At 40.3% G+C, this 16,322-nt stretch carries 12 protein-coding genes and 1 tRNA gene; 2 read left to right on the top strand and 11 right to left on the bottom strand.

Annotated elements, in window-relative coordinates; genetic code table 11:
* Positions 1-29 precede the first annotated feature (29 nt).
* Positions 30-117, top strand: a tRNA-Ser gene (locus tag XYLOR_RS07760).
* A gap of 116 nt (positions 118-233) precedes the next feature.
* Here XYLOR_RS07760 and XYLOR_RS13355 read toward each other — a convergent pair.
* From XYLOR_RS13355 to XYLOR_RS07705, 11 genes are all read right to left on the bottom strand, one after another.
* Positions 234-848: a hypothetical protein gene (locus XYLOR_RS13355; protein WP_051508934.1), complete on the bottom strand. Its 615-nt coding sequence runs from the start codon at positions 846-848 to the stop codon at positions 234-236.
* A 233-nt stretch (positions 849-1,081) separates the two neighbouring features.
* A complete protein-coding gene (locus XYLOR_RS07750; RefSeq protein WP_154655702.1) occupies positions 1,082-2,536 on the bottom strand; it encodes a tetratricopeptide repeat protein in 1,455 nt (484 codons plus the stop codon).
* Positions 2,536-4,668: a hypothetical protein gene (locus XYLOR_RS07745; RefSeq protein ID WP_036878245.1), complete on the bottom strand. Its 2,133-nt coding sequence runs from the start codon at positions 4,666-4,668 to the stop codon at positions 2,536-2,538. Before XYLOR_RS07745 ends, XYLOR_RS07750 begins: the two co-directional genes overlap by 1 nt.
* Positions 4,658-7,111 (bottom strand): OmpA family protein, encoded by a 2,454-nt coding sequence (locus XYLOR_RS07740; RefSeq protein WP_036878243.1) that lies wholly within the window; start codon positions 7,109-7,111, stop codon positions 4,658-4,660. Before XYLOR_RS07740 ends, XYLOR_RS07745 begins: the two co-directional genes overlap by 11 nt.
* 5 nt (positions 7,112-7,116) lie before the next feature.
* On the bottom strand, positions 7,117-7,671 hold the full coding sequence (locus XYLOR_RS07735) for a DUF3575 domain-containing protein (RefSeq protein WP_036880913.1): 555 nt from the start codon (positions 7,669-7,671) through the stop codon (positions 7,117-7,119).
* Positions 7,672-7,695: 24 nt separating this feature from the next.
* Positions 7,696-8,958, bottom strand: coding sequence for a fimbrillin family protein (locus tag XYLOR_RS07730; protein WP_036878242.1), 1,263 nt, complete (start codon positions 8,956-8,958; stop codon positions 7,696-7,698).
* A 44-nt stretch (positions 8,959-9,002) separates the two neighbouring features.
* Positions 9,003-10,193, bottom strand: a complete 1,191-nt coding sequence (locus tag XYLOR_RS07725) for a fimbrillin family protein (RefSeq protein WP_154655701.1) — start codon at positions 10,191-10,193, stop codon at positions 9,003-9,005.
* Positions 10,194-10,203: 10 nt separating this feature from the next.
* Positions 10,204-11,418 (bottom strand): fimbrillin family protein, encoded by a 1,215-nt coding sequence (locus XYLOR_RS07720; RefSeq protein WP_084608553.1) that lies wholly within the window; start codon positions 11,416-11,418, stop codon positions 10,204-10,206.
* A 15-nt stretch (positions 11,419-11,433) separates the two neighbouring features.
* Entirely contained in the window at positions 11,434-12,747 is a 1,314-nt protein-coding gene (locus XYLOR_RS07715) for a fimbrillin family protein (RefSeq protein ID WP_036878239.1), read from the bottom strand.
* An 11-nt stretch (positions 12,748-12,758) separates the two neighbouring features.
* On the bottom strand, positions 12,759-13,892 hold the full coding sequence (locus XYLOR_RS07710) for a hypothetical protein (RefSeq protein ID WP_036878237.1): 1,134 nt from the start codon (positions 13,890-13,892) through the stop codon (positions 12,759-12,761).
* Positions 13,889-15,247 (bottom strand): DUF3575 domain-containing protein, encoded by a 1,359-nt coding sequence (locus tag XYLOR_RS07705; RefSeq protein WP_036878236.1) that lies wholly within the window; start codon positions 15,245-15,247, stop codon positions 13,889-13,891. Before XYLOR_RS07705 ends, XYLOR_RS07710 begins: the two co-directional genes overlap by 4 nt.
* Before the next feature lie 540 nt (positions 15,248-15,787).
* Between XYLOR_RS07705 and XYLOR_RS07700 the strand changes: the two genes are divergently transcribed.
* Positions 15,788-16,300, top strand: coding sequence for an Lrp/AsnC family transcriptional regulator (locus XYLOR_RS07700; RefSeq protein WP_036878234.1), 513 nt, complete (start codon positions 15,788-15,790; stop codon positions 16,298-16,300).
* Positions 16,301-16,322: the final 22 nt, after the last annotated feature.

Here is a 16,322-nt window from a genome sequence, read left to right as displayed (position 1 = left end):
AATTTTGCAAGCCGAAATAGAAGTTAAAAGGAAAGATGCTCGAGTGGTTGAAGAGGCACGCCTGGAAAGCGTGTAAACTCCTAAAGGGTTTCGCGGGTTCGAATCCCGCTCTTTCCGCAGGATATAGTTATATTACTTTTCTATTACATTAGCATACAATGTCATACTCTATTTGAATTATTAAAAACAAAGAACTTAAGGCTGAATGCTAAATATTAAAAACCTCTTAAAATTTATTTATCAATGAATGACCTCAAAGGAGATTTAATATAATTACCCTTATGAATACCGATCCTTTCTGTATTAGAAATCGAATTAATGATCCGTTTATCATTATTGTCTGTTTCTACTAGTACAACAACTTTATCTTCTATTTGATTAAGTGTCGAAGAGTTTTCTTCTGATAATTTCTGAATGTTATCTTCTTTGCAAACCAAATCAACAGTTTTCCATAAGAGTCTACAAGGTCCTGAAATAGGTTTTTCATCTGAATTTATTATAGCACTTCTGATTAGAATACTCAAATAATAACTATTGTTATTTGAGATGCAAACGTCAATGCCTCCATAATTCCAAAAAAGAATTTTATTTTCTTTCGTTTCCCCTTTTCGATGAAAGTAAAGTTTTCCAAAATGATTTTTTTGAAGTTCATTCTTATGAACACACATATCTGAAAATTTAGTCGCATTATTATAATATGCTTCTACTTCTGTTGGATATAAAACCAAAGTGTCATTTATACGAATCATTAGTTTGGTAAGAAAAAGTTTATTTATTCTCTGCAGAATAGTAATCTCATTTTCATTTGATGTTTCTAGTTCGCAAATTAATTTTTTTAGTTCATTCATTGTTTATCATGTTTAAATTATTAATTGCAAATATATAAAAAAAGAGAAAAATTTAATAATAAAATGATGTTAAATATAAATAATTGTTACATCTAATTGGTATTGATTTATTTGCTTTTTATTTTTTGCATTTGCATTAAACGAATCTTCGAGCGTCACAAAAAATCCACCATTGACTCTATTCTTTGTCAATGGTGGATTTTTTCTATTTTTATGACTTGCGCCTGATGTGTTTATTGTCCCAGTATACGCTTCGCATCGACATTCGTCGGGTCGACAATAAGAAGTTTGCGCATGTATTCTTTTGCCAATGCTGACTTTTTTATTGAGTTATAATAATATCCCACATACATATAGGTAGTCTTCAGCATTCTTTTTTCACGGTCTGTCAACTGCTTTGGTTCCTCTATTTTTATCAATTGGAGATATAAAGGAAGTGCATTGCCGTTTGAAGCCTGAGGATCTAATACTTCGGTGCAATAAGATGCATGGTAATAATATACTAAATCAAGTTGATTCCATGTAGGGTATTTTTTCTCAAAGGTTGTATACACACTATCCAATTGTTTGTAGGCCTGCAATTCATCCTTTCCCTCTTTGATAGCCTTGTCCATGCGGTCTTTGTATATTTCTGAGTATATATATTCGTCATAGGCCGTAGTATGCTTTTTACTTGATAGGAAATGCTGATATAAGGTAGAGGCTTCATCGTATTTGTCTGCAGATTTCAGATTGGAGATGATATCATTGATATGTGATTGAGCATCTTTGAGGTCATCCATGGTCAGCGATGCACAATAGGTGGTATCTCCATTGATGATGTCTGTGAAGGTATCTACTGCCTTCAGATGATTTCCCGTCAAATCGTTTACTACCGCATAATACATTACATCTCTGTAACTTGCCTTCCCCGTACCGCGTAATTCAGCCATGAGTTTTTCACCATAATCCATGGATTCTTTATAGTTCTTCAATTCTGCAAGATTGTAGAAAGCCATACGGTTGAGTGGCATACTCTTGGTGAAGCGTGCCAAACCTTCGTATGTGATATTCAGACTGTTTTGGAATTGCTGCTGAAAATACAGAGAAGCAGCGTATTTTGCAATGTCATCTTCTGACAATATATTTTTATTCATACTGCTATATATGTCTGATGCCTTCGCAAAATTGCCACTGGAATAAAGTACAGTGGCTTGAGCTAGATTTACAGGATAATCAGGACAGCCTATTTTCATACTGTCAAGCATTGCGATAGCGGCGAGGGTATTCGTAGGAGCGACGACCTCCACGTATTTTAAGTATCCCGATGATTCATGAGGATTGGCCTTTACCGCAGTTTTATACCATTCTGCCGCTTTTGTAGTGTCGCGTGCAAAGAGTGCCATATCCCCCTTCAGTACATAGGCTGGTGCGAACAGGGTGTCAATGTGTAGTGCAACCGCAATATACTTTTCTGCTTTACTCTTACTCTGATTGCGAAAATAAGCTCTAGCGATGCCTACATATACAGTCGGTTGCTTTTGATACTTCTTTACCATGCGATATGCTACCGAGTCGGCTTGAAAAGGATACTTATGCAGTATCATTGTAAAGGCTTGTTCCATCGCTTTATAATTCACTTGTGCTTTCGTCGTTGAAATATTCGTGACGAGCACGACTAGTAATATGATATATCTTATTTTTTTCATTACTTAAATACTTGAAAACGATACTGTACTCCGAGATTTATGGTCTCAATCAATGAGAAATTGCCTGCTTTGGCGAAGGTGTCAAATTGTGGAAGACTCAAATTTCTGATGGCATACAATGCAGGTGTCACGGTGATGGAAACATTTTTGTTGATATTACCCATAAGTTTGAAACCTCCATTTAGTCCCCATTTGTTGCCTTTTGAAATCAAATTTGGATAATAGACCTGATGCCCTTTGTCCAATTGCACCGAACTGTCTATCTTGCCTCCTTCATTGAAAATGCGTACGAATGATGGACCGACAAAAAATTCCAGTTCAAAAACTCTGTTCTGCTTATGTCCGCTGAAGAGAGAGGTAAGATTGACATCGTAATCTAGTGATGCGATGCCGAATCTATATTGATGGTTCCATAGCCCAGTCTTCACTAGACCTTCGTTCTGCTGCGTGCTTTCGTCAAAGTGTACATCGTAATATTGTGTAGGACCGGCCACATGGCGGGAGATAAATTCGCCTGAAATGCGTACGGCATGAATGTAATTGAAATGAAACTCGGCATAAGCGCCTGCATTCCAACTCAAGTTGTTGTCTGATTGGTATGTAGGTCCTTTGCATTGCATGATGTTCAGTCCGCCCATGGTTCCGAAAGCGATGTGCTTGATGTGACGCAGGAATAAGTCATAATCTCCGAGACGTCGGTATTTCATCGATCTAACAAGCATCGTCAGTCCGAAATTCACACCGAAGGAGTGCTCTGAACAGCGATTGTACCAGTCTACATTGTTATACGGCACTCTGTACTTGTCGTAACTGTAACGTGGTTCTACAAACACTTGCAAGTCGTCTGATAAACGGCCCCATAGATGCAGACCGGTTGTATAGCCGTGAACTTTGCATGATAATTCTTTATCTTGGCTATCCTGATATTTCTTCAGTTGACCGTATTCCATCCCAAAGAGTAAATAAAACCCGAAATTACTGTTCCAGTCATAGTCGCGACTGAAACCGAGAGGGTTAAACATCGCTTCTATCCTTGTTCCATAAAGAATGCTGTTATAACGTTGGCTATAAGCTGACTCTGTTTCTGTTGCAGCCACCTCGTTCTTCATCCAGACCTTAGATTGCGAGAAAAATCCCAATTTCGCACCGATGACAGGTGAAAACCATTTTCCAACTGTAAAATTAATTGAACTGCCTAGGGATGAACCTGTACTGAAGTCTCCATTTTTTTTACTGTTGAAGTTCAGTCCATTGGAAATCTCAATAAACCATGGCATCCGCCATGTATCAAGCAATGAATCTTCCGTGAGATAATTGTCTCTAGACCTGCTGTCGAGCAATCTTATTCTGGCTTCTTTAGACAAGTTGCTGTTGATATAATAAATATAATTCAGGTTGACGCCATAAAAAACATCATAGCTCCGCCAATTCCGTTCGCCTGATACATCCATCTGGTCAGACCCCAGACCGACATAAGGTTCGATAGCCAAATAACCTTGTGGACCAGTGTAAAATTTGATTTGTGCCCCGACATGAATTTCCGGTTTGAAAGAATGACTCTGGTCCTTCGTGGCTTTCGCATACTGATATCCGATGCCAAGTATTGATGATACATTGAAAAATCGGGTAGGGTTGTATCCGTTAAAGTAGTCGGAAATACTGAAAAGATAATCGGCTTTCAATCCCATTTTATAAAAGGAATAGTCGAAGTATCTCTGATACCCGTATTCACCATGCAGGAGCAGACGTACAGTACCGTATTTGTTGATCTGCTTGCCTATACCCAATTGGATGGCGCTCAAAGCGTCATATTTGTATTTGCTTGTAGGTGGAACTATACGCTCTGCACCACCGCCTGCCTGTAAGAAGACATGATCGAGCAATCTGTTGAAAAAGGAATCTCCAACCTTTTGGTATCGTCCTTCCAACTTGTATTTGGATATATCTTTTCCTTTGGCAAAGTTGCGGTGCGTTCTGCCCGAAGAGTCTGACCGCATTTCTACCTCGTCATAATCATAATTGTCTATCACCGAATCGGGTGAAAGTACTATTTGTCTGGCTGACACTTTGGTTGGTAGCATATACATCACCAAAGTTGATAAAACGAATATGTATCTAATATTATTTTTCATTCTTATCTGTAATAGTCTGTGTCTCTGCTGGAACTTGTTGCTTGTTGGTTGACGCCTCGTTGCGCTCTTCCATCAACGATAGAAATGCCTTACGGTATTTTTCAATATCCTTGCGGCGGTACGGATGTACCTTACGTACATCGTCGCTTACATTTCCTTCGTTGAAATAGTATCGTTTGAATCGGGGCTGCAAATCAAAACTGTGCTGGAAGTATGCCAAATGGTTGGGTACTTCTTCACTTCCACTTTCTTTGGAGGCTTCTCCACTCCAAAGAATGCCTTCCAAATACCATTTACGGGCATCCTTGTCATCCATCTTGTTAACCCATTCTTCAGCTTCTTGACGGGTCTTAGGCAGTTGAGAATGCAACTCTGAATACAATACAGCTTTGTTGATATCATTAGAGTTGAATACAAAGTCGGAAGCTTTTTTGAATGTAGCTTCCTCTTCTTCTGTCCTGTCAGTCTGGAAGAAACCGTGCACGAATGTGATAAGCATGGAGAGGTTATCTATTCTGGCATCTTCTCCTTTCCCTTTCAGCCAATCTACGATATACTGTGCTGTGTCGAGCTTTGATTCCTGGAAATAGTTTATTGCCTGGTTGATCAGAATCTCTTTACGGTTACGTATCATTCCCGTACCCTTATCTTCCGAATTGATGAGTTGAAGTGAGAAATCAACAAACGGACGAAGCACATTGGTGTCATAAATACCATTACGCATATTCTTCAGAGCTTTACGGTTTGCTACATAAGGAGACAGTCTTAATACTTCATAAGCGGGTTGTCTTACCGTATGACGATATGCCACATCGGTGAGAATATCCAGTTGTGTGCTATCTGTAATGGACGAGAACAGATTGTAGTAATCTCCATCTGAGAGGTCGCGTGTACCTTTGATGTAGTCATCCTTGTGATCGGAATATTCCGACATGACTTCTGCATTATTCATCACATGGTCTACTTCGTATTGATATGAACATTTCATCACACGTTGACTTTCCAAAACGGGTTCTATGTCAGAGTCATAATATAGTAGATTTTTTATTTTATTGTAAGCGTCGGTTTCACCATATTGTGAGATAATATTCCTTATTTCTCTTACTTTCCATAACTTGGATGTATCACCACAGTTCTCAAGGGCGGCTGCTACATCGGCCCATGTGTGCACAGTCACGGTAGGTGAAGGCAGACGCACATTATCGGCTTTTGCCCCAAGACGGTTTTTCAACATCTGTTGAGCCCTGATTGCACGTTTTTGAGCAAGCATCCTGTTGGTCTGCATGCTGCCTTCGGGAGATGCGGCACCTTCTATACGTATCTGAGTTAGTCTGTCTCCATAAGAACTCATCTCTTTTGTGAGGTTGCGCAGTTCTACTTCATTGATACTGTCTTTGGTCAGTTCGTCTGTCCCGACCAGAAAGCGGAGTTGCAAGTTACGGGGAACATCTCTCACTCTTGATTCCGCTTGGTCATAAAACTCGGATGTAAGCGGCAATTCAGCTGCACCGACATTAAAATCCAGAAATTTGAAGGGCTTAAAACTAAGACATGAACCAGTCCCTTCACCTCCGTTGTCGTACATGATGTGCTCGTAATCCTCCACGGTCACGAAATATGCACACTTATAACTCTTGTCTTTATCCGGTTTACGGAACACCACATTGGTATCCAATTCAAAAACTTCATCTTTCTTTAGCGCTATCTCTGGATGATAACCATAAGCTACAGGGTCATTTCGATGGTAATTAAAAGACATCCTTCTGTTTTGTAGTGAATGATATTTTCGTCCTTCGTATACCATAGGCTTCATATAAGCTACCGTGTCGTCAGTCTGACAATCTGTTATCATTGGTTGGATCATCAGTCTAGAATTCTCGTTAGTATAGCCTGCAGCCAGATGGGCATTGATGTTAAAACGTATCTCGTAGCCTGTATCTACAGAAGGCATCTTCTTAAATTTCGGTTGCTTCTTTTTGGCGTATACACTTACTTCACTTATTTCAAGAGCCGCATGACCTTCTATCAGCGTCTGATAATCAGTCTTACCGGTTTCTATCTCTATAGCTACTGCACCATCGTCTCCCAATACGAGAAGCCCCATCCCTTGTTCTACATGTGTAGAAATAGTACCATTGTTGCGTGAGTATGCAAACTGGAAATTCATCCTTGCAATTTCTGTTTCCAGCGCATTGCCAAGAGTTCCTGGTTCGTCATCGCGCTTGATGGCATTCAGCAGTCTGTCACGATAGTCTTGAGCCATCTTGTATGTGTTGCACAAATGATACCTCACTTTGGTGTATTTTTGTTTGGAATTCTTACCAAATGTCTTCTGTGCAATTGTAAAGTTGGCATCAAATCGTTCACTTTGTCCCTGAGCAATAAGAGTCTCAGGAATGAGAAACAACAAAACGGCGAGAGTCATAAACGCTTTTCTGATCATAATCTTTATTTTAATATATAGCTGAGCGACACACCTATTTTTGTAGGAAGCAGCCAGTAACCACTGGCATTGGCTTTCACATTGCCGTTAACGGTATATTCTTCGTCATAATAGTCACCCTCATAATATTCTTTTTGACGGTATGCTATACAACCGAGCCCGCCATGAATGTCAAGGCTAAGACTTTTTGTGAGATTCCATACATAACCAAAGGTTATTCCTATTCCTGCACCATACCCGTCACGTACTTTTCCTTTGTTAGTGAAGTCGTATGTACCGCCTATGGCACACAGTCCCACAAAGTGGCTGTGCATAGGACGGCCTGAGAAATAGAACCTCCATTCTGGTTGAACAAGAGCAAATTTTATGGCTTTGTTGTATGGCTTGTTGGCATAAAGTACAGACACACCGATAGTGGAACTGTTGCCTGTGGTCATCTCCAACCCTAAGTTTTGGACTGCCATCGCGTCAAAGGCCACATCTGTATTCACCGCCAGCATTTGTGCTTTGCCGTGGATGAAAAACAGGCACATTGTTAAAGCCAGAAAAAATCTCTTCATCACCATCATCAGTTGTTCTCCTTGTTAGTTTATCTCTGTACTGTTATCGTCAAATGCTGTGTTAACATCAACCCAAGGAACGAGTGTCGCACTGTTGGCTATCCATTGCAGACCGTAAACTTTAAGATTGACATTATATGATTTGCCTGTTTCGTATGTATAGTCCTTCTTCAGTGAAAGAGGCCATTTGATGATACTCTTGATAGCTTTCGGTGTACCATCTTCGTTTAGGTATCCTTTCTTGTAGAGAGTAATAGACATTTCGTAATAGTCATTCGATGGTGATGGTGGAACAGGAACCATGATGCTCTGACCTAAGTCCTGTTGCTCGTCGGTGACCCAATATTCCTTTTTCAGAGCACCTACGTTGTCAGAATCTTCTAGTTCTATGGTTTGCATTTTTGTTTCGTCAGTCCAGTCGCATACTACAGAACCTGCTTTGTGTACACCATCATTAGAAGCAATGTAGAGATGACCCGTTGTAGGCACTTTGTATATTTCAACAGCACCGATGCGGAGCTGTTTCGCAGAGTCTGTATTGCCTATTGCGTCAGGACCTGAAACAAAAGTAAAATGCAGACGCATCAGGGCATGCTTGAATGTCATGGTAGGGCACTCACCGTATTTTCCGTTCTGGTGAAAATATTTGGAGCAATAGGCGAGGGTATCTACACCAGTGGGGTTGGAACTCTGTTTGTCGGCAGAACCCCAGATGACGTCTGTGGCGCCATTATACATGTCCACACGACCGTAGATATAGTTTGATGCGTAAGAGATATCTTGAGGTTTGGGGTAGATGGCATAGAAACTATATGCATGACCGTTACCGATAGGATAATAGCGGCTGTGACCGTCTGCCCATTGCAGTATGGTTGTATCTTTTTCGTTGATTAATGTGTCTTTTGCATTTACGATAACATCGTCCAACCATACAGAATAGCTTTGAACGCCAGCAGAGGTGATACCGCGGATAGACCAGTCTATCGGATATTTGAGTCCGTTATGCAATTGTCTTGTGGCAAGACAGAAGAGATGGATGCCGTTCAGTGTGAAATTTCCTTTAGCATCTGAATTGATAGTGCTTCGTGTCATAAACTGCTTGGCACTGCTTACAGTACCTTCAGCAAAGGCATCCTGCCCAGAGCCAAGTTGGATAGCGTCTTTGCTCTCTGTAATTTCAGTTGGAGAAAATGAGTCTCCGTCAGAATCCTGACTCGTTGTATCTGTCGTACAACCTGTCATCAAGGCAGCAAGTGCCATACCTGTGATTAATAATGTCTTGTTCATATCGTTTAAAGTTTTATTTTATCGTTTAATATTGATTCCTTTTGTTATTTGGAACTGGGGTCTACGAATGTCTGTTGATCTTCTATCCATGAACTCATCTTGGCTTGGAGGTGCATATTGGACAATCCGTAAATGAGGAACTTTACCTGATAGGTATGTCCTGCTTCATAATTATAACCGTTCTTTAGTGTGAGGGGCCAGCTTATTGCGTTGTTATATACATTCCCGTTTGCATCCGCTAAATCTACTGATATCGTATAGTAGTCATTAGATGGTGGTACTGGTACGACAAGTCTCTGCCCAATGTTTGTAGTGGTCGTCGGTATCCAGTGATTCTTCGTTAACTTGTGTACGCCGGTTGTATCCTCTACATTGATTGTGGCCAATTTAGTTGTATTGTTCCAATCGCAGACAATACTGCCAGCTTGGTGCTCTCCATCATTTGAAGCGATGTATATACGACCTTCCTTTGGAACTTTATTCACTCGGATAGCCGTAATTTTCAACTTTTCGGCTGCTGCCGTACTGCCTTCTGCATCTGCGCCGGCTACAGCGGCAAACTGAAAAGCCATCAGTTTATGATAGAATGTCAGCATCGGTATCTCTGTGGTCTTGCCTACCTGACGGAAATATTTAGCACAGTAAGCAAGCGTATCTGTACCTGTAGGACTATTGGATTGTTTGTCGCATTCGCCCCAGAGTACATCCATTTCACCGTCAGCAAGATTTACATACGAGGTTATCGCATTTTTACTGAACTGTAAATCCTGTGGGGCAGGCCATAGCGCATAGAAACTATAAGCATGACCATTACCGGAAGGATAATAACGCGATTTTCCGTCTACCCATGTAAACTTGGTGTATGGATTGTTATAGTCATCAATGGTAGATTTCGCATTAATCATTACGTTCTGAAACCATACTGAATAAGTCCCGGGTACCGTGTTATCCGAGTTGTAGTCGGTCCAGTTGATGGGATAATCCCTTCCGTTAGCCAATTGTGCTGTTGCGAGACAGAATAGACCGATATTGTCAGCTGCGAACACACCGCTTGCATCATTTACCAATGCTCTGGTGTCTGTCTGGAACATTACCGACTCACTTTGCAGATTGATCACTTCATCACTATTGTTTATCATTAATGCAGAGTTGCTGGCAGTGTCAGTGCCATTCTCTGTAGAACAGGCTGTGAAGCTGGTCGCAAGTGTTATTCCGATTAATATATTCTTGTTCATATTCTCTTTTTTAATTGTCAGGGTCCATATTGATATCTTCACCGCTCTTCCAAAAGTCAAGAAGAGTAGCATACAGCTTAATAGGCATTAGACGATATACCTTTATGATTACATTGTATGAATAACCTTCCTTGAACGCTTCACCACTAGGTAACCACATTTCCGTTTCCCATTGTTGGGTGATGGCATCCGACACATGATTAGGATCGTCAGCTACAGGTGGTTGACGGTAACTGATGATAATATCATATTTTTGTCGAGGTTCGACTATGATGGCTTCACCGATATTTGTAATTAATGCCGAGTCTCCTTTCAATGAATCTGCCCATAATGGGTGTTGCCATGCCAGAGTATCAGATAGAACACCATTCGTTCTGTTTTTTACGGTGAGGGCTTTGACACCTGTATTATCAAAGACAGCAGTCTGTTTTACGGCAGATTGTGAATTGTATGCCACAATGAGTTTCCCTGTAGTACGTGACTTCAGTACAATTTTCGTTACCTGCATCAGCGTGTCTCGCTTTGACCATGGTACCAACGAGAATTGTAGCCTTGTCAACTTATGACTGAAAAGAAGGTTTGGCTGCACACCGCGTCGGGCAGAATAGGCAGAATAGAAATTAGCACGGTCAGCACTTCCTTTTGAACCTAAAAGAGAAGAGTCGGGTGCTGTGGTTGTGGCTGTCATCAGGTCCTGAGAACCGTCAATGGAGAACGGCACATAATAATAAGTACCATCATCCGAAAGAACCGGTTTCGTATTTGATGTCGCGTTATCAGTGTAATAACCCCAGAAATCAAATGTTCCTTGTACCGGATAATATTTCAGTTTACCGTCATTTGAGGATGCAGTTCCTGTACTTACACCTTTTGGCGCTGTAAAAGCAGTTCCATCGTATATCACATCCCCTTCACTAGCTGTAGATCCTATTTCTGGATAATATCTAGCATAATCGATAGTTCCATGTTTGGTCATGATGACGTGCAGTGTCTCACCGTTCCATTGATTATGAAGGATCTCCGTCGAATTGTTCATCACACCACCCACTGTACCGGCACCTCGTGTAATCACGTTTTGCGCTATCTGTGATGTAAAGATGGATATAGAGTTATTGTCGGAACTGCTATTTCCATCATTGTCTCCGGTCGAAGAACAAGCTGTGAGCATCATTGCTGCTGCGAATGTAATAATAAGTCTCTTGTCCATATTTTTAGTCAAATTCATAAGTCCTTTGTTATATTATAGATGTTGCTCCGGGTCTAATATGATTGTGTCACCGGATTTCCATGTATCTACAGTGGTGCTGATTCGTATCATTGCTTGTCCGAAGACACCCAGTTTAATGGTGTATTCATAACCGGCTTTAAATACATATTTTCCTGTCGTACTATCGTAGCTGATTGTATTCTCGGGTGGCGTGATGGTATAAGAAGATTTTACCAGATAAGTCTTACCCGTCAACTTGTTAATGACGTTGCTCTCTACACATAACTTATAACTCGTTGCAGGGACAGGCATGATACATCCTCCTACATTCACTCCCGTGATGTCTTCCAGATTTTTGTTGGCATAACTGTCGTCCCACTTTACGTTATAGCCGTTTCCTGCACTGACTAATGTTAGTGTGGTCTTTCCGTCGGTAGACGGCTCGTGCAACTGCAGCGTATCTGTATTGTCATAAGCCGAAAGTCCTATATCTTCCATATTCCTTGCGGCAACAACCATTTTACCGCTGTTCTTTCCTATAATAGAAATGTTACGGATGGTCACATTGTCGGCTGTAGAGTCGGCAGGTACAATCTCGAATTTCAGTTTGGTAAGCACATGCTTCAAGTTCAGCACAGGGTTTATTCCATATTGTGCTGCATAAGTACTGTATCCCTTGATTGACAGTATTTTCTCGCGCTCTGTGGCGGTCAATTCTATATTGTCATATTTTGATTTCAGTAAACTGGACGTTATATCTGGTGCATAACCGCAAAGTACATCCTGTGTGCCGTCTATCTTGAGGTCGTAATAGATTCCTTCTGCATTACGATGATATGTAGAGGCTGTCGGGACATAGTCATCAACATAATAACCTGTAAAATGATAGGGCGTGGAACTGTTCGTCTGACTGTAATACATCTTCGTCTTGTTAACGAGATTCTCATCCTCCACGAAAGACAAGGTGCCAGTGCTGTCTTTTTCCAGCCGTGACGCTTTTCCGAAATATGGAATATCACTGTCTACAAGACAGTTGCTGTGTGCAGTGTCTGACTTTACCGTCTGCGAGAGGTCTGCATCCGTTCCGTCACGGAAAGCGAAAATATAGAACAGACCATTCTCACATTTTTGGGATATGTTACCAGTCTCAAAAGAACCAGATCCGCGTGTTGCCACCAGAGAGAACATGTTCTGTTTGTTCAGTGATACCGTGATAGGTGTGGAAAATGTGTGTTCGGTGTTACCATTCCCGTCAGGATACTCCATATCCGGATAGTGAGAGGAACAAGACAGAACCATCATCATTGCCCCGAACATCATTGCCTCTATATATCTTAAATGTCTCATATCCTTATTGTTTACTCCATTGGTACTACAACCTGTGTCTCGCATGGAATCCAAGAAGGGATGCCCCAGTTACCATCTGAGTCCCGTACGATGTTTTTACTGTCAAGCACCAGAGTTGCATTAATGTTTATGAATGCATATTTGGTGGCTTGCGTAGCAAATTCGGTCCCATATTCATAATCCAGAAGATGTGCATCATGTATGGAATGGAAAATATTTATCTTCCCTTCAATCCTTCTGTGCTGTATTTTTCCGTCTTGTCCGGTCGCTGTTGTGAACAGTATAACTTGTAAGATGCCCGGACCAGATGCTTCATTTTCAGATGTACCATAGATAATGCCGTTGACATCCACACCGATACGACATAGCAAATTTTCATTGCTGTATTCGTCTCCGGTATTTAATGTCGTTGCGTTTATCAGTCGTGCTTTGGTCAGCATTTTACAGGTTTTTGTCACGTTCACGGTGTTGTCGTAAGGATATATCACTGTAGGAATGCCCGCCACTTCCACAAACATAGAGTCTATACGAAATGTTTTCGTATCCGTTATCAGTTTCTTTACAGGGAACTGCATCACCACTTTCTGAGTGAGTCTCTCAGGGGTGAACACAACTTTGTTATTTGAGCCTGAGTCGATTTTTACAATGTCTTGTATGTCTACAAACACCTGCTTGCTGCTGTTTTGCGCAAATGAAGCATAAACATTATAATCTGTCCAACTCTGTAATACCTTTTTTATCGGTTCACTGTCTTTCGAATAAGCAACATAATTGAGTGCCATCTTATCCAGATTCCATCTTGTAGAGTCACTGTTAGCAACAGAATCCAGTGTTTCATAATTGTAGGTGCTGTCACACCTGTTGAGCACCATCATCTTGTATTCACCTTGGCGGATGACGTAACTTGCAGTGTCATTGCTGGAACTGGCAGTCATGCCGCATTTCCATTTGTTTACGACTCTGTCAGCAAAGACCATCATAGAATCCGGTTGTGCGAGAGAATCGCCCAGCACCTGCCAGTCAAATGCAATTTTCGTTTTTGTATGATGAGGATGCTCTGAATAACAAAGGTCTACCTCTGTATTGCAGGCACTAATCAAAGTTATAGCAAACGATAATAATATATAAATATATTTTTTCATCATTGCGCAGCCTCCTTTTCCTCTTTCTGCTTTTGTTGTGCATCTTCTAGTGCCTTAGCTCTCTTGTGCCTTGCTTCTTCGTCACGCTGATCTTGTATCTTACGTGCCTTTTTGGCTTCGACAGCTTCTTGCTTGCGCGCTTTTTTAGCTGCCGCAGCTTCCTCCTGCCGTTTCTTTTTAGCTGTTTTTTCTTCCAGCGCTTTTTGCTTGTCTATGACAGCCTGTTTTTCCTTGCGTTCTTTTTCCGCTTTGCGATTGGTTGCTTTCTGTTCTTTGGCAAGTTTATTCTCTGCAGCTTGCTGTATCTTATCGTTCTTCTTTTGTACAGCGTCCATTTGTCGTTCTGTCTTCAGAGCAGTTTTCTCGTCAGCTTTTACATTTTGTTGCTGTATGTCGGTTATACCACGATTGGCGAATGCGATAGAGTCTTTGATGACAAGTTGGGCTCTTGAGATGGAATCATAAAGATGTTCAAACTCATTAAACATTACATTATAAACACTGTCTTTATAGTGCTTCTCGAATCCAAGGCGCTGGCGCATCTGATTGATGCTGTCAATGTAAGCTTGATATTTGAGATCCACGTCATAACGTCTGCGGTATTTCTTGGTAACTGGATAGTTGCCAAAGCGATATACGAATCCCGCCCTAATTTCGTTGACGACTGGATGGTTGATGAAATGCCAATTTTCATGACCTGTTACCGGATAACAGTTGTTTTCTCTATCATGAGTATATTTGTCATATTTTGCATAGGCTACACCTACACTTATGCCGAGGTCCATGTCAAGACTGTTGCCGTTGGCAAACTGATACAGCGGTCGCACAATACCATAAGTTACACCAGCCTGAAAGACTTGTCCTTGTCTGCCAGTTCTACCTAGCAGTAAAGAGAAATCTGTATAGGAAAGGTAAAAACCACGATAATATGCGGTTACTGGATGTTTGCTGGTACTGCGGCGCTGAGAAACGGATTTGTCTATCCATTTCTTATGCTTTGATAAGCGGATGTGCGAAGGGTCGCTAAGGTCCATCGTACGCCAATAGTTTCTCACTTCGGCTTTCACTTCGCCTATATTATACACAAGGCCTGGGGAAAATGTATGAGTGCTGCTCCATCGATATCTGAAATTCAGTCCTACAGCCCATCTGCTCCAGTTCGTACTTTTAAGGTCAAATTCGACTCCTATATTAGGTGTAAGCAATGACCAGTCGACCATATTCGTTTTGACAGATAACCTTTCTGCAAGAGTTAATGTATCAACTTTTACAGCATCATCTATTACTTGGGCGTTTGTCTTAGTCGCAAAAACAAACAAAAATACCAGACATACTATCTTTATGTTTCTCGAATACATGCTACAAATTTAATATCGTTTGTGAAATTTAAAATAATTTTGTTTTATTTTTTTAGATTATTAACCATAAAAGGACTATTATTGTATAAATATGCGATTTATAATCGATAGATTATTTTAATTTTAATAATAATTTTTTTTATTTTTCTATTGATGAAATGTGCACAGACATCAATGTACTTCTATTTGAATGATTTCAATTCAGACAAGGCGGATTCAGCTTTGATTTTTTAATGCAAAGTTGTTGTAACTCCTGTCTTTGTTTGATGGAGTAATAAAATAGAACAGCTAAATCAACAAAATAATGTTTAAAAATGTATTAAAATTTAGTTGGTTATAATAATTAACGAGTTGATTTAATTGCTAATAAAAATTCATTTTGTTGTTATATTTTATAAAATTAGGCAGACTTGTTTTTTATAAGAAAGTACTTAAAAACTTCAATTTCGTAACATTTTATTATAATAATGTGATATTTACTTATATTTTTCTTGTAAAAATCATATTTTTGTAATATCTTTGCACCCAAAATAAAAAATAATGACACAACATCGTTTAGATTCACTTGACAAACAGATACTTCGCCTTATAGCCGAAGATGCACGAATTCCATTCTTAGAGGTGGCTCGTGCCTGCAATGTGAGTGGTGCAGCTATTCATCAGCGCATTCAAAAGTTAACTAATCTTGGAATTCTTAAAGGTTCTCAGTTTATTATTGATCCGGAGAAGATCGGATATGAGACTTGTGCATACATTGGATTGTATCTTAAGAACCCTGAAAAATTTGATAATGTAGTAAGTGCATTAAAGAGAATCCCGGAAGTAGTGGAATGCCATTATACAACAGGTGGGTTCGATCTTTTTATTAAGATTTATGCCATTAACAATCACCACTTACTTAACATCATACATGATAAATTGCAGCCTTTAGGTTTATCTCGTAGCGAGACAATTATTTCATTTAACGCTGCTATAGATAGGCAGTTACCTATCGTTGACTTACCAGGAGCTGATGACAGTGATGATGAAGAGGAAAATGAAGTCGTAGAATAGTAATCTCTGTCTTTCGTGCAGA

This window comes from Xylanibacter oryzae DSM 17970 (assembly GCF_000585355.1).
In the GTDB taxonomy this organism is placed as follows: domain Bacteria; phylum Bacteroidota; class Bacteroidia; order Bacteroidales; family Bacteroidaceae; genus Prevotella; species Prevotella oryzae.
The sequence above is the reverse complement of the archived record's forward strand: the minus strand, read 5'-3'. Positions and strand labels throughout refer to the sequence as shown.